This window comes from Campylobacter concisus (genome assembly GCF_902460415.1).
Classification (GTDB): Bacteria; Campylobacterota; Campylobacteria; order Campylobacterales; family Campylobacteraceae; genus Campylobacter_A; species Campylobacter_A concisus_Y.
This window is the reverse complement of the sequence record NZ_CABPTY010000006.1, coordinates 19,740-41,857: the sequence shown is the minus strand read 5'-3', so window position 1 is coordinate 41,857 and position 22,118 is coordinate 19,740. Positions and strand designations below refer to the sequence as shown.

Sequence of the window (22,118 nt, the reverse complement as noted above, 5' to 3'; positions counted from 1 at the left end):
GCTACCACCACAACAAAAATCGAGCGTCATTATCTGTGTTCTTGATAAATTTATGAAGCTTGTCTTTTCGCCGCCTAAGAAATATTTAATTTTTTTAGATGATAAATTATTTGTAGGTAAAATTTTACCTACTTTGATTTTGTCTATGCTTGTTGTGCGCGGCAAATTTTCACTGGCTGTTAAATTTAGAAAACCTAAAATTATAGATAGTATTAAAAAGTGTTTCATTGTAATTTTATTCATCTTTATTAAAGTCGCTCCAGCCGTTGCCAAGATATTTTGGGTTCGGACTAAATTCTCCAGCCCCTATGTCAAGATCGCCGCTATTTGGTATCCTGTAATGCCCCCATGCACACGGCCTTGTTTGCATCTTACCCACCTCGCACTCTCCACAAAATAAATTATTTGCATACAAATCCTCATCTTCTGATATATCGTCGTATAACAATTTTTTATCGTTGTCAATGTACCATCTTGTTAGCATGCAGCCTTTAGCTTGAAATTTCTCTGTTTCACCTTTTAGAGAATAGGTCGCTAAGGCTATGCCTTGGGCATTTATTTTGCCTTTCATAAAATCATCAACGCCGTAGTTAAAATTTGTATATTTTTTTATCTTGGTTATTTGAATTTTGCCGTTAAATGGGCGAGCTTCTCCGGTTATCTTATAGTCGCCAGATACTATATATTTTGACCTTGATATCTTTTTAATGCTATCAAAATTTATATGTAGTCTGTGATAATCAGCTCCGATATAACCCAAAAATTTTATACGATTGTCAGCTAAAATGTTAGAAAAATCAAAATCGTCAAATTTGTCTTGTTTGGCAAAATGTGCTTTATTATCTAAAAAGCCATTAAAACACTTCTCGGTGGTTTGCTCTGCAAAAAGAGCTGGCGACACAAACACCATTAACCATAAAAGAATTATTTTATTTATAATCTTCATATTTTTCCTCAATCACAACTTTTACGTTATCTATTCCATTACTCTCGATATATTCTATAAGCTGATAGAATTTGTTTATACTGCCAGAAACACCTGTAACGTATCTTTTTCCATTTATTTCACCAACAACGATATCGTTCCCTGGCAGCAAACATCCTTCAGAATACTCCCCTTTGCTACCAACATGTATTAATATGGCTCTACTTTTAGGAACATCATTATTATATAATTTTGGAAATCCATTTTCTAAAAAATTTCCACGCTTATTTTTGGAGTATTTGTCTTTTGAATATTTTGTAGAAACATGCCATACTAGATTATATTTTCCTGTAGGTATTCTTTTGTCTTGACCAGACTGTTTTGTGCTTTCGCCATATGGTTCTAATATATAGCCTGTTAAATCACTATCGCTAATTTCAAATTCACTTATTGTAGAGCTAGATGAGTGACTGGATGCTTTATATTCCCACTTTCTAGTAATATAAATTATATTATCATTTATGGCGCAAACCCCAACTCCCTCATCCCCATCCACCCACATACCCTTATCTACTCTGGTTAGGCTCTTTGAGTCGTTAAACGAGCTAATAAATTTATCTATATTTTTTTGCTTAGCTTATCGTCTTCATAGATATTTACGTCCTACGCTTGATCTATGTTTTTATTTATCAAGACATCATCATGTTTTAGACTAGCTTTAAATATTTTTTAAAGAAGTAGACACACTACTCCTCTTTTCTATTCTCAGGCAAAACTAAATGACCATTTTTGTCTATTAAGGAGTATTGAATAAGTATGATATAGAGCAGGTCATCTATCTGTGGATAATCGGCATCATAGTGGTAAATTTTGTATTTTTGTAAAAATTTGTTGTTTTTTTCAGTTCTTTTTACGTCTCTTGATGCACTACCATTTTCTATCGGTACATATTTTAAGGTATCTTCAAAAACCTCTTTAAATTTCTCGTAATCTTCGTCGTAAATTCTCTCAAATAGCTTTTTATCGTTTTCATAAAGCATTAAAGCTAGCTTAGCAGTATACTCTCTATAGAAATTCTTTACGCAATAGATACTTTCAGATACAAAAAATGCTGACTTTGCGATAAAGCTATAGTCATACTCTTTTTTTGAGTATCTAATGCACTCTTTTTTACTATCTTTTATCCTTTCTCTAGCTATCTTTTGAGCTTTATCTTTTAACTTAGGATTTTCTTGTATGATGAGATTATAAAGATCGCTAAAATAGTTATCTCTAAAAGAATTATAGTCTGACTGGCATATAAAGTCTTCTAGAGAGTATTTTTTAAATTTATATTTGCCTTTGGTGTCATAGCAGGCAAAGCTTGGTTTGCTCTTTGTGCCGTAATCCCTCCAAGGGCTTGAATCATAATCATTTAGTTGGTAAAAATCATTACTAAATTTATTGATAGCATTTTCAGGGCTTAAAGGTTCAAAAGCGCTTAAATTTAAACTAGCAATTAGGGCTAGCAATATAATTTTAAATTTCATCCTACATCCTTACTGAAACATCTTAAATATATTTGCATCTCTGATACGTTTATACGCCTCTTTCCTATGCTCTAGCCCAAGTTTTTGTGGATTTATAACAGTAGTTATGCGCTCTACTATATCACTATTGTCCGAATCTGCTTTGCTTTCATCGGCTATTTCATAAAGACGATATTTTTTAGGTTTTGGTCTTTCTATGGTCCAAAAATAAGCAGCAGATACTAGAGCATATTTTCCATCTAAAATCAATAAATCTGGTGAATTTACAAAATTTACTTCTTCATCCAGCCAATAATTATTATGCGCATATTTGTTGAAATCTTTATAGTTAAATTTTCCAGTAAGTTGCTTAATTCCTCTACCTCTAAAATTAAATCCATCATCGCCACCATCATTGCCCAAATAACCCTTTCCACGATCAGAGTACATAGCATTACCAACAAATTTGGCCCATTTTGAAGGATTTGTCTTATCGTAATATTGCGGATATAGTTTTTTGGCTTCTTCTAATCTGGCTTTGCCTCTATGGCTAATTATATTATTCTCTGTAAATTTTTCTAACTCTTCTTCTAAAGTAAAATCACCTTTTGTTGTCTTTGCCTCTACAAAGCATTGCCCAAAAAAATGTTCTAATCTATTTCTAGTATCAAGCTTATATTTTACATACATTTGAATTCCATCATCATCTCTTCTATTTAGCTCATCCACCATCTCTTGTAAGATATATTCTTGATTTGTTTTTATGTTGGTAAATACCTGCTTTAGCATACTTAGCGTAAAAGGATAGTCTTTAATCTCAATTAAAACATTTATCTCCTTATCCCCATCTTCCCACATACCACTATCTACTCTAGTTAAACTCTTTGATTCATTAAAAGAGTTAATAAATTTATCCATATCCTCTTTACTTAATAAATTTATACCAAGCTTATCATCTTTATCTGCATTAGACTGATTATTAGAGCTCTCTTCTTTTGCATAAATTTGATAGCTCTTATTCGTCTTCTCATCACTTTTTAACTCTTTGCTTAGCTTATCATCTTCATAGATACTTATCTAATTTGATGAGATATTTTTATTTATATATAAGTAATTATCATTTTTTATTAAAGCATCGTCTTTATCATCACTAAGCTTTAATTTAGCATCAAATGCCTTCTCTTTTATAGCATGCTCAAACTCATATATAACTAGCTTATCATCTTTAAATTTAATATATACAGGTATCTTTATATCTATTCTTATATGATTTTTACCATATCTTGTATAAAACTTAAATTTATCCTTATCACCTTCAAGATATGCAAAAAATACTATAGTATGACCACCTTGCTTTAGCTTATCTAGATCATCTTTTTGTATAACATCTGAAATTTTAAATGTTATCTCTTTACCCTTTTGATCTTTTAAGCCTACTACATCTTTTGGATTTGATTTGGATAGCTCATCATACTCTTTACTTTTTATGACCTTATATCCCCAAAGTATCTCTTTATATCTCTTACTACCTTTTTCTTGTTTATATATAGCCTTTAAGCTTATTGGCTCATTTGTCTTAAATGGATACTCACTATCAGAGATTACATTTGTTATATGATCTGTTATATCTCTTAATGAGACCTTATTGCTATAGCAAAAGTTAGAGCTACTCTTATCTTGATATCCTAAAGATATTACAGCTGTATCAGTGTGAGCATGAATATCTTTAGTGCTATAAACTTTACTTAGATCACTTGAATAAAGTATAAATTTAGTATCTCCTTTATTCTCTTTATCTATTGGGATATTAAATGTAGCTGTATATGAGTTTTTGATATCTGAGTCTTCATTTTTTACTAAAGATATACTCTCATATATACTTTTATCAAAGCAGTGATGAAGATATATCTTATCTATATCTTCACTTACCTTGCCATCTTCGTTTTCAATGATGAGATTGTTTATTGTAAGAATAAGACCTGAACTTGATGCTGATGTAGGTACTATATTATTGCCATGCGCTAGACGAAGCTTTATATCAAACATGGCTGAGTCTTTATCGTCTCTTAGGATAAAGTTATTCTCTTTAGCGAAATTTAATAAAGAGAAATTTAGGTGTTTGTTTTTGGACGTTTGGTCTTCAAAGTACTTCATACTTATAACGCCATCTTCTAGTTTATACTCTATATCATCGCTATTTTGCTTTATGCTAGTAAAGGTAGCACCATTTATCTTATCTTCTTCATTTTTGTTTTCTTGATAGAGCATTACCGTATCTTTGCTCTTTGCATTTTTAAATTTTATCTCTTCATTTTTACTATCTTCATAAGAGTCAAATTTAAAGTCAGTAAGTATTAGCTCGCATAAATTTACCTTACCATAGTTTGGCCTACTAGAATTTAGCTCTTTTGGGTTTAGCTCACTGCAATCAAATGGAGTCTGACTAGCTAGCACAACGGTAAATTCGCTCTTTTTAGGCTGAAAGACTCTAATAGGAGTTGTCATCTTCCTTAGGCATAGCAAGAGTATATTTTCTTGTTTGTAAAATTCCTCCTCTCTTTGCCTTAAGAGCTTATTTATTCTTGAAGTGTTTGAAGCATTTGAGCTGATTAAATTTACGCAGTATATGTTTTCAAGGCCAAAGGTCTTTGTACTTTGAGTGCTTAATAAAGAATTTATCTTATTAACAAATGGCTGAAATAAAGCCTCACACTTTGATACATCTGATGCATTTAAATTTGATCCATTTTCTTGAAGCTTCATAAATTCTAAATGAGTGACGTTTTGGATGATCTCTTTATTGTTTTGATTTTTTGATTTATATTTTGCTTTGGATATATTTAAATGGCTAAAAATATCTATACACTCGGCAAAATTAATATTTTGTTCATCACTTTCATAAAGCCCAAACTGAGTTGAAATTTTTTCTCGTAAAAGAGATATTTTATTGCTCGCTTCATCACTAAAGCTCTCATATGCTAGCCAAAACCAGGCCTTAAAACGATTTTTGCTTTTGATATAGCTTGCTAGGGATGGATCAATATTACTTTTCTTGCTGATATAAAGAAGTGCTAAAAGTGCGACATGCTCTCTTGAAATTTGGCTGTTTTGCGTATCTGAAGTAAGTGAAAGGGCTTGTAAATTTTTAAGTGGCGAGTTGTTTAATTTTTGATTTATCTCTTGGATTAGCGGCGTAAGCTTTTGCTCCAAGATGGCATTTAGTTGATCTTCCGAGCCAAATTCAAACTCAGGCAAAGTATCGGCGTTTCCAGACTTTGCATAAGCCCCTTTTGCGGCATAATTTATCTTTTTAAAAAGTTCATCTGTATCTATCTTTCCTATGGTAGTCGTACTCGTGGTGTTATTGATAGTTCGCTTGACATCTTTTATGACTTTGTCTTTGTTATTTTTATAAATTTGAGCACAAATAAGTTCTATATCATCTTTTAGGCTAAAGCCATATCCAATAAGTAGTTTGCTGTTAGATATAAATGGTCTGCTTATGTCATTGTCGTATGAAAATTTTATGATATCTATTAAATTTCTTTTAAAATTTACATCATTTCTGGGCGTTAGAGGCATTAAACTTCCTTGGAAATTTTTGCTAAATATTAGCACAAACTTAAAAAGTATTCAACAATAAAACTTTATAGTAAAAATTTATGTCAAAAACACAAATTTGCATGTTTTTATTTTTGACAAGGCTACTTAAAAGGGCTTGTAAATTTAAAGCGCCTTTATAAACTCTTTAAATTTATCGCCTCGCTCGGCATAGCTCTTAAACTGATCAAGGCTCGCAGCTGCCGGGCTAAGAAGTGCTATCTCGCTGGTCTTTAGCTCTTTATTTATCTCATTGACAGCATTTTGTAAAAAATCGCATTTTAAAGCCGGTATGCCAAATTTAGTCGCTAATTTCATAAGTTTGTCACTATTTGAGCCAATGGCGTAAATTTTTACTCTTAAGCTCTTTAAGTCTTCAAAAAGTGGCGTCATGTCAACACCCTTATCATCGCCGCCAAGTATTAGATGTATGAAATGATCTTTGTAGCGTTTTACAGCCTGTATGCTCGCATCAATGTTAGTCGCTTTTGTGTCATTGACCCAGGTTTTGCCATTTTTATCGCTAAATTCTTCGAGCTTGTTTGCTTCAATAACAAAGGTATTTAAAAGCGCGACATCGCATCGGTCAAATAAAATTTTCTCCACCGCTAATGCAAGCAGTGCATCAAGTAAAAATGGTGTTTTGAAATTTATATCATCTATGCTTACACCACAAAATTTAGCCAGATCACTCTCGTCTTTGTAAGCGATCACTTTTGCCCTTGTTGGCGTGTTGGCGTAAATTTCAGGCACGATCGCCACGCTACTTTCGCTCATGCTAGCAAGCGGCTTTAGCTTAGCCTTTTCGTACTCGCTCATGTCGCCATGCCAGCTTAGATGATCTGGAGTGATCGGCAAAAGCACGTAGATGCCCGGTGTGGCGTGATTTGTGTAGTGAAGAGTGAATGAGCTAGTCTCAAGTATCCAAATTTTAGCGTTTGAGTCTAAATTTGCCAGTGCAATGCCAACGTTTCCACCCATGACTGAGCCTTTGCTCTCTAGCAAATGCTGCATCATTTTTGTGGTCGTCGTCTTGCCGTTTGTGCCGCTTATCCAGATATTAAATGGCAGATTTTCTTTATAAATTTCATAAAAATAGTCATACTCGCTAACTAAATTTCTAGCTTTTTTAATAAGCTCGTGATGAGGCGGGATACCTGGGCTTGGTATCTCTAGGCCGCTTTTTGCTGGATCAAATTCGCTAACTGGCAAAAGAACATTGCCAAACTCATCTTTTGAAATTTTACTAAATTTATCATCATAGATATCCCAAAATCCATCTTTTATGAAATTTTTAGCGATCGCCTTTATCGTGCCACCGTAGCCAAATAGCGATTTTCTCATGACTTTCCTTATCTGATCTTTAGCGCAGTTAGTGCGATTAGGTTTGCTAAAAGCGCGATGATCCAAAAGCGCACGATGATCTTATTTTCTGCCCAGCCTTTTATCTCAAAATGATGATGTATAGGCGCCATAAGAAAAATTCTGCGTTTAAAAATTTTAAAGCTGCCTACCTGCAGAATGACGCTTAGGGTTTCAACGACAAATATGAGGCCAATGATGATGAGTAAGATTTCATTTTTGGTCGCAACGCCCATAAAACCGATATATGCTCCAACGCTCAAGCTGCCGCTATCGCCCATAAAGACTTCAGCTGGATGGCAGTTAAACCACAAAAAGCCCATCAATGAGCCAATTAGGGCTGAAGAGACAACAACGCTTTCACCAACGCCTATGATCTTTGGCAAGAGTAAATATGAGCTAAAGACAGCGTGTCCGCAGATATAAGCAAAAACGCCAAGTGTTAAAAGTGAAAATATCGATGGCACAGTAGCTAGCCCGTCAAGCCCGTCTGTTAAATTTACTGAATTTGAAGCAGCGACTATGACCAGTGTCCAAAAGAAAATGGCAAAAATTTTTAAATCTAAAATAGGTTGCTTAAAAAAAGGTAGATAAAACTCGGTGCTAAGCTCGTGACTTGCATATAAAAAAATAGAAATTACAAAGGCTATTAAAAACTGAAAAAAGAGCTTTGTTTTTGGGCTTAGGCCGGCGTGATTTTTTGCTCCTAAAATTTTACTGTAATCGTCCTTGTAGCCAAGCAGTGTAAAGCAAACTAGGCAAAAGAGAGATGTTAAGACAAATGCGTTATCAAGCCTTGCGCAAATTACCGTGGAAAGTACGGCTGTGAAGACAAAGACAAGTCCGCCCATAGTCGGCGTTTTTGCCTTTTTTTGGTGAGTTTGTGGGGCAAGCTCGTAGATAGGCTGGGCGGCGTTTTTTGCCTTTGCCCAAGCGATAAATTTGGGCATCAAATAAGTTGTGAGTGCAAAAGCGATGAAAAAAGCGATACCAGCACGAACGGTGATGTATTGAAAGATATTAAAATTTAAAATTTCATAGATATAGTAAAACATGAGAGCCTTTATTTTTAAAAAAAGCAATTTTAGTATAATGGCCTTAAAAATTATCTAAAATTAAGGATAAATTTTCAAAATGAGTCAAAAAACTATTTTAATAATAACTGATGGTATTGGATTTAATAAAAGCGGTAAATTTAACGCATTTGAGGCGGCTAAAAAGCCAAATTACGAGAAATTTTTTAAAGAAATTCCAAACTCGCTCATAAAAACCTCTGGAAACGCTGTGGGACTACCTGAAGGGCAGATGGGAAACAGCGAAGTAGGACATATGTGTATAGGAAGTGGGCGAGTTTTGTATCAAAATTTGGTCAAAATTTCACGCAGCTTCGCTGACGGCTCTATAGCAGAAAATGAAGCCCTAAAAGCTCTTTTTAAAAAGTGCAAAAAGATCCACATCATAGGGCTTTATAGCGACGGCGGCGTGCACTCTCATATGGAGCATTTTGATGGTATGTGCGAGCTTGCTAGCAAAAATGGCTGCGAAGTTTTTGCCCACGCTATCACCGATGGACGCGACGTTAGCCCAAATAGTGGTATAAATTTTATAAAAAGTTTGGAAGCTAAATTTAAGATAGCTACCGTTTGTGGGAGATTTTATGCGATGGATAGAGATAAACGCTGGGAGCGCGTAAAAGAGGCCTATGATAGCTTAGTAGAGGGAGCAAATTTAAGCAGCTTATCGCCAAGTGAGTATCTGCAAAAAAGCTACGATGAGGGCGTGACAGATGAGTTTGTAAAGCCAGCAAGCTTTAATGGCTTTAAGGGCATGGGCGAAGATGACGGCGTGATCTTTATAAATTTTAGAAATGATAGAGTAAGAGAGATTTGCGAGGCTCTGGGCGAAGAGAAATTTAGCGAGTTTGAGCGACCTTTTGCTATCAAAAATCTAATTACTATGACCGAATACGACGCAAATTTTAATTTTGAAGTGCTATTTAAAAATGAAAAGATAAAAAACACCCTAAGCGAGGTCATAGCAGCGGCTGGACTAAGGCAGCTTCACACGGCTGAGACTGAAAAATACGCCCACGTCACATTTTTCTTTAACGGTGGCGTCGAGGAGTTAGCTAGCAATGAAACGAGGGTACTAATCCCTAGTCCAAAGGTAAAAACCTACGACGAGAAGCCAGAGATGAGCGCAGCAGAAGTTTGCAAAGCCGTACTAAAAGGCATGGATGACGAGCAAGACTTCATCGTGGTAAATTTCGCAAATGGCGATATGGTGGGGCATACTGGCAACTATGAGGCTGCTATAAAAGCAGTAGAGGCAGTAGATACGGCTCTTGGAGAAATTTACACTAAGGCAAAAGAGAAAAACTATGCGATGATCATCACGAGTGATCACGGAAACTGCGAAGAGATGCGTGATAGCAGCGGTGAGCTACTGACAAATCACACGACTTATGATGTCTTTTGTTTTGTGATGGCTGATGGCGTAAAAAAAGTAAAAAACGGCGGTCTAAATAATATCGCTCCTAGTGTTTTAAAGATCATGGGGCTTGAAATTCCAGCTGAGATGGACGAGGCGTTAATATAAAATAATGGAGCTAGTCGAGTTTTTTGGAGCTGATAAAGTCATAACCTTTATGCTCCTTTTTGCACGTCTTAGTGGGCTTATCGTATTTTTTCCATTCTTTTCTCACAATCAAATCCCGCTTAGCGTAAAAACTTTGCTAGTTTTTGCTCTTTGTATTGTGCTTTTTCCATTATCTCACGCTCATGAGCATGCTATAAATTTTTTGATCATGGAAATTTTAAGTGAGGCTATGCTCGGACTTTGCGCTGGGCTTTTGCTAAATATCGTTTTTGCAATACTTCAAATGGCTGGCGAGCAGATCTCGATGATTATGGGTTTTTCGATGGCTTCAGTGCTTGATCCACAAACCGGTACAAATTCACCAGTGATCGCAAATATTTTAAATTTTATCGCGCTTCTTGCATTTTTGATGCTTGATGGGCACCATTTAATATTGCAGTTTTATTCCACTTCACTTTCTGCTATACCGCTTGGAGATTTTTATCCAAGAAGCGGTGTGATGAGCTACGCCCTAAAGCTCTTTGGCAATCTTTTTATGTTTGGATTTGTTCTGGCTTTCCCTATTATCGCACTTTCTATACTTTCAGATGCTATTTTTGGCATGCTTATGAAAACTATGCCACAATTTAACCTATTGGTTGTTGGCTATCCTATTAAAGTAAGTATTGGCTTTTCGGTTTTGATAGCTATTTTAGCCGGCATTATAAAAATCATAACTGATATGATGGTGCAGATTTTAAACGATATGCCAGCACTATTTTTTTAAGTAAATAGCAATGAAATTTATCATAAAATACAGCCTCAAGCTCTTCAAGGAGGGATTATGAAAGTTGCACTTGTAAACAAAAACCCAGCAGTTTCTCGCCTTATAACGTTAAGTTTAAATAAGCTAGGCATAGAATATAGCGAATTTGACGATATTAATAGTGTTGGAGATCAATTTTATTATATTATCATCGATAGTGATATGGATAGCAGCGATGTTAATTTAAATCAAAAGATAATGTATCTAGCACCTAGAGGCGGTGAAAAGCCTGATTTTGCTGATGTTATGCTTGAAAAGCCCTTTTTACCAACAGAATTTATTAGTTTGTTTGAACAAAACAAAGATACTGACAATGATAAAGAACTTGAACTTGGACTAGATGAGTCTGCAAATTTTAATGACTTTGACGAAAGCAATAAAAACTTTGATGATTTAGAAAATTTTGAGCTTCCAGAAATTGATATGGGACTTGAAAATTTAGCAAAAGAAGATGATGAAGCAGAGAATTTTGATAACGAGGCTTTAGATGATGAGTTTTTAAAAGAGGAGCTAAGTGAACTAGAGGCCGAGGATTTAAAGGATAAAGATATTAGTTTTGATGAAACAGACACTGAACTCATAGATGATGATATGATAAATGACATAGCTAGCAAATATATGGCTGATTCAGAAGATATAGATAAATCCTTAGAGCAAAACAATGAGCCGCCTGCGATAAAAGAAGAGCATAGTGATAACTTTGATGAGCTTAGTTCGCTTGTAGATGAGATAGATGATATGGGCGAGAGTGACTTGGCGGATGAAGAGGCGAAAAACGAGCTTGATAAAATGGTTGAGCAAAATTCTCAAAATTTAGAAACTACCGAGCTTAATGAAGAATTTGTAGATGATATAAGCCAAAGTAAAAAAGAGCTTAGCGAGATCGAGTCTTTGGATAAAGAGCTAAACGAAGAAGCTAGCGAAGATGGTGAAAATTTTGATGAGCTAGAGACTGATTTTGGTAGTGATGAAAATTTTGAGCCTGAAAGTAGTGAGGCAGATTTGATAGATGAAACTAGTCAAAATTTAGAGGAAGATATAGACGAAGAATCTACCAAAGAAGTAGAGGACATTTCTTTAGATGAAGATATAGACCTTGAAAAAGAGCCAACCAAAGAAGATCATGAAGAAATTTCTGAAGAAGTCCTTGCACAAGAAGATCTAGGTATGGTAGATGAGGTATTTGAGGAAGAAAATCTTAAAGAAGAGACGTTGGGTAGCCCAAATTTTGATGTAGCATCTATTGAAGAAATAGATGAAAATACGATGCAAGCAGCATTTGGATTAAATAATGCACCACAAACTAGCTCATACGATGAAACAAAAATAGATACTGACTATAAAGAAGAGCTAACCAAAAAGATCACAAAACATGTCCATGAGTCGTTAAACGAAAGCTCGCTAAGAGATGTGCTAAAAGATATGAACATAAAGATAAATATAAGTTTTGAGGAAAAGTAGTTGCAAGGACAAATTTTAGTAGTTTCAGGACCTAGTGGAAGTGGGAAAAGTACGCTTTTGGGCCGTCTTTTAAAGGAAGAGAAGGATCTTTATTTTTCTATTTCAAGTACGACAAGGGCAAAAAGAGAAGGCGAAGTCGATGGAGTGGATTATTATTTTATAAAAGAAGATGAATTTAAAAGCGGCATAGAAAAGGGTGAATTTTTAGAATGGGCACAGGTGCATAAAAACTATTATGGCACGAGTCTAAAGCCTGTTTTAGCAGCACTTGAGGCTGGAAAGATAGTGATATTTGATATCGATGTGCAAGGCTTTCATATCGCACTTGAAAAATTTAAAAGCTACATAACTTCGGTTTTTATAACAACTGCAAATAAAAAAGAGCTTAAAAAACGCTTGAAAAACCGCGGAACTGATAGCGAAGAAACGATAGAAAATCGCCTAATGAACGCGGTTGGCGAGATGGAGCACATCTTAGAATATGATTATTTTTTGGTAAATGATGACATTGAAAAGAGTTATAAAGGATTAAAATCAATTCTTAGAGCAATGAGGTTAAAAAGTACAAAAATAGACTTAAGACGCGTTATTGATGAGTGGATAGATTGCTAGAAATTCAGGAATTTATGATAACATTTTGAAAAATTTATTGAGGAGAAAAAATGGGTTCTTTTAGTATTGGTCACTGGCTAGTTGTTTTAGCGATTATTGTTTTACTTTTTGGAGCAAAGAAGATCCCAGAACTTGCAAAAGGACTAGGCAAAGGCATAAAGACTTTTAAGGCTGAGATGGAAGATACAACACCTGAAAAAAGTGAGAAAGTCGAGCATAAAGAAGAGAATGCCGATAGTCAAAAAATAGAAGAAACAACTAAAAACGCATAGGTTTTAGAGTTGAAAAATAAAATAAAAGCTGAAATTTCAAAGGTTTTAGAGCGTGAATTTGTGCTTGAAAAGCCAAAGGATAAAAATTTAGCCCACTATGCTACGCCACTTTTTAGCCTAGCAAAGGAGTTAAGAAAGTCGCCAGCCATGATAGCTAGCGAGTTTGCTGATAAATTTAGTGACAGTAAGATAGTCGAGGCCAGTGCAATAAATGGCTACTTAAATTTCAAACTAAAAAGTGAATTTTTAGATGAAATTTCAAAGCAAATTTTGCTAGACAGCGAAAATTTTGCAAAAGAAGATGCGAAAAAAGATAGCTATTTAATAGAATACATCAGCGCAAATCCAACTGGACCGCTTCACATCGGACACGTCAGAGGTGCTGTTTACGGTGATACTTTAGCAAGACTTGGCAAAAGACTTGGCTATGCTATCTCGACAGAGTACTATATAAACGATGCTGGTAATCAAATCGACCTACTTGGTACTTCTATATCGCTTGCGGCTAAAGAGCAGCTTTTTAACGAAAGCGTTGTCTATCCAGAGAAATACTACCGAGGCGATTATATTTTAGATATTGCTAGGCTTGCAAATGAGAAATTTGGCAAGGAAATTTTTTATGACGAAAGCAAAAATCTCGAACTTGCTGAGTTTGGCAAAGATATCGTGCTTGAGATCATCAAAAAAGATTTAGCAGATGTTGGGATATTTATAGAGAGCTGGGCCAGTGAAAAGGCTCTTTATGATGGCTTAGAGCCAACTATAAACAAGCTAAAACGTTCAAATCAAATGTATGAAAAAGAGGGCGCTACTTATATCGCTTCAACCACGCTTGGTGATGATAACGATAGGGTTGTGGTTAGAAATGACGGCAGACCAACATATCTAGCTGGCGACATCATCTATCATAACGCTAAATTTGAGAAAAATTTTGATCATTATATAAACATTTGGGGTGCTGACCACCACGGATATATCGCAAGGCTAAAGGCTGCGATAAATTTCCTTGGATACGATGAAAATAAGCTTGAAGTAATACTTATGCAGATGGTTAGTCTGCTAAAAGATGGTAAGCCGTACAAGATGAGCAAGCGCGCTGGCAATGCCGTGCTGATGAGTGATATCGTAAGTGAGATCGGTGCTGAGGCGCTTAGATTTATCTTTATAAGCAAGGCAAATACGAGTAGTTTGGAATTTGACGTGGATGAGCTTAAAAAAGAGGACAGCTCAAATCCGATTTTTTATATAAACTATGCTCATGCTAGGATAAATCAAGTCTTCGCAAAGGCTGGGAAAAATGTTCAAGATGTAATCAATGCAAACTTTGAATGCCTAGATGAAAATGCTAAAAATTTACTTTTTGAGGCGCTAATCTTGCCTGAAATTTTAGAGGATGCTTTTATCTCAAGGCAGCTTCAAAAGATCCCAGACTATCTGAAGTCGCTGGCTGCTAGCTTTCATAAATTTTATAATGAAAACCGCGTGGTTGGAAATGAAAAAGAAGATAGCTTACTAAAAGTCTTTGCAGTTGTTGCTATCTCGATAAAAACAGCATTTAATATAATGGGAATTACAGCTAAAGATAGGATGTAAAGTTTTGGCAAATAAAAGTTATTTTTCTTGTTGTTAAAAAAGAAGTTTATATGCATGATATAAAGAGACTTATTTGTATTATTCCAAATAATTACAAAATTATTTTTTTTATTTTATTAGCTATGAGTATCTTTTTATCTGTTGCTGAAGTTGTAGGTGTCTCCATTGTTATGCCGTTTATTACGCTTGCCTCAAATCCTGAGCAAATATTTAATAATGTTTATTCTAAAGCTATTTTTGATTATTTTTCTTTTAAAAGTTCAGTGACTTTTATAATTTATTTCGGATTTGTATTGGTAGCTTTTTATATTTGTAGAATAGTTTATACTATTCTATATAACTATTTCTTAAATAAATTTACGTTCAATCTATTTAATTATTATACTAATGCACTTTTTGCAAGTTATATAAAATTACCATATGCTGAATTTACTAAAAAAAATACATCCAATCTTATGCGTATAATAACAAATGAAACTATAAATTTATCCATTTATATCCAAAATCTTTTAATGATATTTGTTGAAATTTTTACTATTTTATTACTATACATTGTATTATTAACTATTGACTGGAAAATGACTATTATCTTAACAGCATTTATCGTTTTTATGGTATCTGTTTTAATATTTTTTTTAAGAAATAAAATAAAAACAGAAGGAGCTAAAAGAGCATCAATTCAATCAGATTTTTTTAAAATAGTAGATGAAATGTTTGGAAATTTTAAATTATTAAAATTCATTAAAAATAACGCAAAAGTTAGTGAAAATTTTTATAAAACTTCACTTATGTTTTCTGAAGTCAATATCTTAAATAATGTATTAAGTAATTTACCAAAAATACTACTTGAAAATATTGGCTTTACGATTCTTGTGGTTATTGTAATGTATGTATTATTTAAATACGATGATCCTAACTTTGTGTTACCAATTATCTCAGTGTATGCATTAGCTCTATATAGAATATTACCTGGAGTAAATAGAATATTAGGCAGTTATAATACTATTTTATTTTTATCAAAATCACTAGAATCTATACACAACGAGCTAAGTATAAAATATGTAATTGAAGGAGGAGACCGTATAGAGTTTAAAAAAAATATAGTTTTAGATAATGTTACTTTTGAATATACAAACGGTAAACCAATATTAAATAATATAAATTTAACTATACATAAGTACGATAGAATCGCTTTTGTAGGTAGGAGCGGCGGAGGCAAAACAACTCTAGTTGATTTAATTATTGGACTTTATATGCCAGTTGAAGGTAGTATTTTATTAGATGGCGTAAAATTAAGCAGTAATAATATTCAGCATTATCGTTCAAAAATAGGATATATACCACAATCAGTTTATCTATTTGATGGTACTGTTGGAGAAAATGTTTCTTTTGGTTATAAATATGATAAAAAAAAGATTATAGACTGTTTAAAAAAAGCTAATATATATGATTTTCTAGCTACTAAAGATGGTATAAACACTATGGTTGGAAATGGTGGTATACAAATTAGTGGTGGTCAAAAACAGCGCATAGGCATTGCTAGAGCATTATACAATGATCCTGATATACTAGTACTTGATGAAGCAACTTCTGCACTTGATGAAAATACGGAAGAAAAAATTATGGATGAAATTTATAAAATAAGTAAAGAAAAAACTCTTTTAATTATAACTCATAGATTAACTACTGTTTCTAGATGTAATAAAATATATAAAGTGAACAATGGTGATGTAAAATTATTAAAGGATAATTCTTCAAATGAATAAGGATAAAGCAGGTTTGGGTTACTGGGCTAAGAATTGGAACCAATACTTAGAGATATCAAAAATTGATATTAATTATTATACAAATAGGTTATTACATAAAATTTTTACTAAATATTTAAATTACAATAAGGAAAAAGATATATGCGAAATAGGGTGTGCTTTTTCGCCATATTTATTGTATTTTCATGATCATTTTGGTTATAGGATTAATGGATTTGATTATGAAGGGATTTCTGTTAAAAAAACAAAAGAGATATACGATAATATGGGCTATTGTTCTAACATATACCACCACGATTTCTTTGATATAAAAAATTGTAGAAAATATGATATTTTGACATCCTTTGGCGTATTTGAACATTTTGAAGATTTAAATAGTACCATAAATTTAAGTAAGTATTATTTAAAGGACAATGGGACTATAGTTACTGTTATTCCTAATATGCGTGGATTTTTTGGTTTTTTGCAAAGAATTTTTGATAAGAGAATTTACGACATACATATTCCATATGATAAAAACGATATTTTATTAGCACATGAAATAAATGGTTATAAAACATTATTTTGTGATTACGCTGGGATTTATCAATTTGGTGTTGTAAATATATCAAATATCAAACACAATAAAATAATAAAAAAAATTTTTTCTTTACCTGGTAAACCTCTATATTATTTTTTAAATTTATTTAATATTAATATGAATTATAAAATCAACTCTCCTTATATTATATATATTGGAAAAGTAAAAGGAAAGGTGTTGGAATGAAAGCAAAACCAAAAATATTTATTTTAGATGTCGACGGTGTTATGACAGATGGTAAATTTTATTATAGTGCTGATGGTAAGATTATGAAAATTTTTGGATCAGATGACCATGATGCTCTTTCTTTGTTAAAGCCACATATGTCTATACATTTTGTAACCGGCGATCACCGAGGATTTGAAATAACAAAGGCTCGAATCGTAGACGATATGAAAATGCCGCTCGATTTAGTTAGCACTATAAAAAGAATAGATTGGATTAAAGAAAGATGGAATCCAAATGAAGTTATATATATGGGAGATGGTATTTTTGATCACTATGTTTTTAAGAATGTAATGTATTCAATTGCACCAGCCAACTCTAGCAGCATAGCAAAATCGTATGCAAGTTATGTAACAAAAACAAGTGGAAGTGAACGAGCAGTCGCTGAAGCATCTTTGCATATCTTGGAGAAATTTTTTGTGCCGTATAATCCTGATATTTTGCCAGATAAACAAATTAAATTTAGCGGAGAATGGACGATATGATAAGAGAATTTATAAAAGCAAAAAAAGCAACAATGCTTTGTAGTGGACCTATGAGTAAAAATTGTATTGATGCTGCCATTGAATTATCTAATGAACTAAGTATTCCACAAATATTAATAGCAAGTAGAAGACAAATTGACTCTTCTGAATTTGGTGGAGGTTATGTAGAAAATTTTGACACACATAGTTTTGCAAATTATGTAAGATCAAAAAAATCAGATAATATTTTTATTGCTAGAGATCATGGTGGCCCTTGGCAAAGCTTAGTGGAACAAAATAGTAATCTAAATATTAATGATTCTATGAGATCAGCAAAAAAATCTTTTGAAACAGATATATTGTCTGGATTTGATTTTATTCATATTGACCCAAGCATACCTATACAAAACGAAAACTTAACAATAGAGCAAATATTAAGTCGACTTTTTGAGCTATATGGTTATACATATGAGTTTGCTAAACAAAATAATAGAAATATAGAATTTGAACTTGGTACAGAAGAACAAAATGGATATGCTCAAGATCTAGAAAAATTTGAGTATTTTTTAAATGAAGTTCAGAAATTTTGTATTAAAAATAAAGTAACAAAACCAACATTTGTTGTAGCTCAGACCGGTACTAAGGTTATGGAGATGCAAAACATAGGTATTTTTGGATCAAATCTTAATGAAAGTAAAAAAATATCTTTAAATATTTTGTTTAAGACACTTGAAATATGCAATAAGTTTGATGTTTTGCTAAAAGAACATAATACCGATTATTTATCAGATGAAGCATTAGCTTTAAGGCCAATTATAGGAATACATGCTTCAAATGTAGCTCCAGAATTTGGCGTTATTGAAACAAAAGCGTTGTTATATATATTGAAAATGTTTGGGTATGATGAGGAATTTAATTTTTTTATACAAACAGCATTGAGCTCAAATAAATGGAAAAAATGGATGTTAAAAAATAGCAAAGCAACAGATATAGACAAAGCAATTATTTGTGGACACTATATCTTTGCAAATAAAAGTATAAAAAATATGAGAGATAAGGTTTCTAGAGAATTGGTTGAAAAGAATATAGATTTAGACAATTATTTAAAAGGAATAATCAAACAGGCAATGACAAGATACATTAGATTATTTAAGATGGTATAAAAGGATATTAAAATGGAAATTATTGTTATAGAAAAGCCATGGGGAAAAGAGGAGCTCTTAGAAAAGAACGATCGATACATGTTTAAAAGACTTACTATGTATAAAGGCCATGCTTGCAGCCTTCAATATCATGAAATTAAGGTAGAAACAGTTTATTTACTAAGTGGAATTTTAAAAGTATATTTGGGAGATAATGAGCATGAACTAAGTCAAATCATAATGAACCCGAATGATGTAATTACACTAAACCCATTTAAAATTCATAGGATGGAAGCTATTGAAGATTGTATTTATTTGGAGGCTTCAACACCAGAACTAGAAGATGTTATAAGATTACAAGATAGGTATAAAAGAGTATAGTCATGAAATATAAAGTCCTTATTGCTTCGGCTGGTCTTGGCAATCGTTTAAAAGGTATGACTAAAAATGTAAATAAAGCATTGATATCAGTTGCGCACAAGCCAGCTATTTCATATATCATTGATAAATTTGACAAAGATATAGAATTTGTAATCCCTGTTGGATATAAGGCACAAACAGTAAAAGATTGCTTGAAATTAGCGTATCCTGATAGAAAATTTACATTTGTGGATATTGATTTATATCAAGGAGATGGATCTGGACTTGGTTATACTATCATGAAATGCCAAGACAAGCTTCAGTGCCCATTTATATTTACTTCAAATGATACTATTGTCTTAGAAAATATAAAGCCGCCTATTCATAATTGGATGGGGCAGGCTGACACAGATGATAACTCACAGTATAGAACAATCGTAAGCAAAAACAGCCATGTTATAGAGATTTGCCCAAAAGGTTCAAAGAATGGTAAGGCATATATTGGATTGGCTGGCATATTTAATTATAAAGAGTTTTGGGATGCTATGAATGATGGCGTAAATCAAGGTTCTATAGAAATAGGCGAAAGTTTTGGGTTAAGGTCACTTATAGACTTTGGAATAGAGCCTATTGATTTTACATGGTTTGACACTGGAAATATAGAGCAGCTTGAAAGAACAAGAGAGTATTTTGCAAAAAATATAGATGCAAATATCCTGGAAAAAGAAGAAGAAGCCATTTGGTTTGTTGATACGCGTGTAATTAAATTTTCTATTGATAAAAATTTTATACAAGATAGAGTTTATAGGGCTAAATCGCTTGGAAATTTTATTCCTAAGATAGAAAACTCGACTGAAAATATGTATGCATATAAAAAAGTAAATGGTGATGTTTTTTCAAAAAACCCAACTATTTCTACATTTAAGTACTTTTTAGATTGGATGGATGGATTTTGGATTAAAAAGGATTTAAATTTACAAGAACAAGTAAAATTTAAAAGCATATGTATGGATTTTTATAAAGAAAAAACTTACAAGAGAGTAAAACAGTATTTTACAAATTTTGAGCAGATTGATAGTGAAGAATTTATTAATGAAAATAAAGCACCTAAAATTTTTGATTTATTAGATAAAGTAGATTGGCAAGAATTATCCAATGGCTTACCAGTTAGGTTTCATGGTGACTTGCATTTTGAAAATATTTTAATAAATGATGATGAAAAGACGCCATTTACACTTTTGGACTGGAGGCAGAATTTTGGTGGATGCATGGAATATGGAGACATTTATTATGATTTTGGAAAGCTAAATCACGGCATAATAATGTCTCATGAGATAGTTGACAAAAAGTTATTTAATGTTAGTCGTAAATTAAACAATATTCATTATGATTTTTTAAGAAAGCAAAGTTTGGTTGATTGTGAGCAATATTTTAAAGAATGGATAGAAAATAAAGGATATGATTATACTAAAGTTAGGTTGATGACGGCTATTATTTACTTAAATATAGCAGCTTTGCATCATTATCCTTATAGTTTACTTTTGTTCTATCTTGGTAAAAATATGTTAAATGAAATTCTAAAGGATAAAGATGAAAACTGAAAAAAGGATGAAATGTGAAATAACTGGTTCCAGTGATATGGAACACCTTTATACGTTTAAAAACTTCCCAGTGTTCATGGGTTGTACCAATCAAGACAAAAAAGATGACATTTTGCACGATATGAGCTGGAGTATATCAAAGAGTAGTGGCGTTATACAACTTGATGAGCTTTTACCTCTTGATGTTCTTTACCCAGAAGCTCATGGTGCTGGTATTATAGGCGATTTATGGCTGAAGCATCATTTGCAATTTGCAAAATTTATATCAAATTACTCTCCTAAAAGTGTGATTGAAATAGGTGGTGGCTCTGGGATATTATCCAAGGAGTACCAAAAAAATAATGATATTGATTGGACCATTGTAGAGCCAAATCCAACTCCAGTTGATGGCGTTAAGGCCAAATTTGTAAAATGTTTTTTTGATGAAAAATTTAAATTTAATCATGAATATGATGCGATACTTCATTCTCATGTATTTGAGCATATTTATCATCCAAATATTTTTGTAAAACATATTGCTAACTTCATGAAAGAAGGCAAAAGATTAATATTTAGTGTGCCAAACATGCAAGCGATGTTAGAAAGAAAGTATACAAATTTCATAAATTTTGAACATACTATTTTTCTCTCAGAGCCTTATATAGAATATCTTCTTAGTAGTAATGGTTTTATTTTAGAAAAAAAAGAATACTTTTTGGATGACCATAGCATTTTTTATAGTTTTATAAAAAGTGAAAAATCAGCAAGTCAAATTACTAGGCTTGATAAAAATTTATATAAGAAAAACAAGGATCTTTATTTGGAATATTTGTGTTACCATAAAAAACTAGTAACCAAGATAAATAAGCAAATAGAAAGTAGCAATAAAGATATATTTTTATTTGGAGCCCATGTTTTCACACAATATCTTATTTCTTTTGGTCTTGATGTAAATAAAATAAAACTTATATTAGACAATAATCCAGATAAGCAAGGAAAGAGACTTTACGGAACAGATCTTTTTGTTGCCTCACCAAAAGTCTTAAAAGATAATAACAATTCTTCAGTGATACTGCGGTCAGGAGTTTTTAATAAAGAAATCAAAGACGATATTTTAAACAACATTAATAAGAATATTGAGTTTTTGGAGTAGTTTCAAAATAGATGAAAAAAATTATATTTTATAACCCATATATAGAGCAGTGGTATGGTAAAAATGTTTTTAATTTTATAACAAGAAGACAGCATGTGCATAAATATTGGTA

Annotated in this window: 21 protein-coding genes; 13 read left to right on the top strand and 8 right to left on the bottom strand. The window is 32.6% G+C overall.

Translation table 11 applies throughout. The features are described from left to right. The 8 genes from FZ940_RS09545 to mraY all read right to left on the bottom strand — a co-directional run. The coding region (locus FZ940_RS09545; RefSeq protein WP_222862005.1) for a hypothetical protein at positions 1-243 on the bottom strand (243 nt) is incomplete at its 3' end. Then, positions 236-946, bottom strand: a complete 711-nt coding sequence (locus tag FZ940_RS09045; protein WP_107793349.1) for a hypothetical protein — start codon at positions 944-946, stop codon at positions 236-238. The genes FZ940_RS09545 and FZ940_RS09045, both read right to left, overlap by 8 nt. Further along, positions 930-1,481, bottom strand: coding sequence for a DUF5675 family protein (locus tag FZ940_RS09040; protein WP_148822306.1), 552 nt, complete (start codon positions 1,479-1,481; stop codon positions 930-932). The genes FZ940_RS09045 and FZ940_RS09040 overlap by 17 nt, the downstream gene beginning before the upstream one ends. Before the next feature lie 190 nt (positions 1,482-1,671). After that, the gene (locus FZ940_RS09035) at positions 1,672-2,454 is read right to left on the bottom strand and encodes a hypothetical protein (protein WP_107793355.1); all 783 of its coding nucleotides are present in this window, start codon (positions 2,452-2,454) and stop codon (positions 1,672-1,674) included. 9 nt (positions 2,455-2,463) lie between these two features. Continuing rightward, positions 2,464-3,351: a glycoside hydrolase family 19 protein gene (locus tag FZ940_RS09030; RefSeq protein ID WP_148822305.1), complete on the bottom strand. Its 888-nt coding sequence runs from the start codon at positions 3,349-3,351 to the stop codon at positions 2,464-2,466. A 159-nt stretch (positions 3,352-3,510) separates the two neighbouring features. Beyond that, on the bottom strand, positions 3,511-6,015 hold the full coding sequence (locus FZ940_RS09025) for a hypothetical protein (protein WP_148822304.1): 2,505 nt from the start codon (positions 6,013-6,015) through the stop codon (positions 3,511-3,513). A 144-nt stretch (positions 6,016-6,159) separates the two neighbouring features. After that, positions 6,160-7,377, bottom strand: coding sequence for a UDP-N-acetylmuramoyl-L-alanine--D-glutamate ligase (gene murD, locus FZ940_RS09020; protein ID WP_148822303.1), 1,218 nt, complete (start codon positions 7,375-7,377; stop codon positions 6,160-6,162). Between the two features lie 8 nt (positions 7,378-7,385). Continuing rightward, entirely contained in the window at positions 7,386-8,450 is a 1,065-nt protein-coding gene (mraY, locus tag FZ940_RS09015) for a phospho-N-acetylmuramoyl-pentapeptide-transferase (protein WP_107697490.1), read from the bottom strand. 79 nt (positions 8,451-8,529) lie between these two features. Between mraY and gpmI the strand changes: the two genes are divergently transcribed. From gpmI to FZ940_RS08950, 13 genes are read left to right on the top strand one after another with little or no spacing between them, the layout of a single operon-like run. Further along, positions 8,530-9,993 carry a 2,3-bisphosphoglycerate-independent phosphoglycerate mutase gene (gpmI, locus tag FZ940_RS09010; protein WP_107697491.1) on the top strand — a complete coding sequence of 488 codons (1,464 nt, stop codon included), beginning with the start codon at positions 8,530-8,532 and terminating at the stop codon, positions 9,991-9,993. A 4-nt stretch (positions 9,994-9,997) separates the two neighbouring features. Next, a complete protein-coding gene (gene fliR, locus FZ940_RS09005; protein ID WP_103600644.1) occupies positions 9,998-10,759 on the top strand; it encodes a flagellar biosynthetic protein FliR in 762 nt (253 codons plus the stop codon). A gap of 57 nt (positions 10,760-10,816) precedes the next feature. Further along, positions 10,817-12,259: a Highly acidic protein gene (locus FZ940_RS09000; protein WP_148822302.1), complete on the top strand. Its 1,443-nt coding sequence runs from the start codon at positions 10,817-10,819 to the stop codon at positions 12,257-12,259. Then, positions 12,260-12,871, top strand: a complete 612-nt coding sequence (gene gmk, locus FZ940_RS08995; protein WP_103624803.1) for a guanylate kinase — start codon at positions 12,260-12,262, stop codon at positions 12,869-12,871. Positions 12,872-12,921: 50 nt separating this feature from the next. Further along, positions 12,922-13,143 carry a twin-arginine translocase TatA/TatE family subunit gene (gene tatA, locus FZ940_RS08990; protein WP_021091616.1) on the top strand — a complete coding sequence of 74 codons (222 nt, stop codon included), beginning with the start codon at positions 12,922-12,924 and terminating at the stop codon, positions 13,141-13,143. 9 nt (positions 13,144-13,152) lie between these two features. Further along, positions 13,153-14,736: an arginine--tRNA ligase gene (argS, locus tag FZ940_RS08985; protein ID WP_148822301.1), complete on the top strand. Its 1,584-nt coding sequence runs from the start codon at positions 13,153-13,155 to the stop codon at positions 14,734-14,736. Positions 14,737-14,786: 50 nt separating this feature from the next. Next, positions 14,787-16,502 carry an ABC transporter ATP-binding protein gene (locus FZ940_RS08980; protein WP_107793364.1) on the top strand — a complete coding sequence of 572 codons (1,716 nt, stop codon included), beginning with the start codon at positions 14,787-14,789 and terminating at the stop codon, positions 16,500-16,502. Further along, positions 16,495-17,268, top strand: coding sequence for a methyltransferase domain-containing protein (locus FZ940_RS08975; protein WP_148822300.1), 774 nt, complete (start codon positions 16,495-16,497; stop codon positions 17,266-17,268). The genes FZ940_RS08980 and FZ940_RS08975 overlap by 8 nt, the downstream gene beginning before the upstream one ends. Continuing rightward, positions 17,265-17,792, top strand: coding sequence for an HAD hydrolase family protein (locus tag FZ940_RS08970; protein ID WP_148822299.1), 528 nt, complete (start codon positions 17,265-17,267; stop codon positions 17,790-17,792). The genes FZ940_RS08975 and FZ940_RS08970 overlap by 4 nt, the downstream gene beginning before the upstream one ends. After that, positions 17,789-18,934, top strand: a complete 1,146-nt coding sequence (locus tag FZ940_RS08965; RefSeq protein ID WP_148822298.1) for a hypothetical protein — start codon at positions 17,789-17,791, stop codon at positions 18,932-18,934. The genes FZ940_RS08970 and FZ940_RS08965 overlap by 4 nt, the downstream gene beginning before the upstream one ends. 12 nt (positions 18,935-18,946) lie before the next feature. Continuing rightward, positions 18,947-19,294, top strand: coding sequence for a cupin domain-containing protein (locus tag FZ940_RS08960; RefSeq protein WP_148822297.1), 348 nt, complete (start codon positions 18,947-18,949; stop codon positions 19,292-19,294). Positions 19,295-19,296: 2 nt separating this feature from the next. Next, a complete protein-coding gene (locus FZ940_RS08955) occupies positions 19,297-20,874 on the top strand; it encodes a phosphotransferase (RefSeq protein ID WP_148822296.1) in 1,578 nt (525 codons plus the stop codon). Next, entirely contained in the window at positions 20,864-22,006 is a 1,143-nt protein-coding gene (locus tag FZ940_RS08950; RefSeq protein ID WP_148822295.1) for a class I SAM-dependent methyltransferase, read from the top strand. The genes FZ940_RS08955 and FZ940_RS08950 overlap by 11 nt, the downstream gene beginning before the upstream one ends. Positions 22,007-22,118 lie beyond the last annotated feature (112 nt).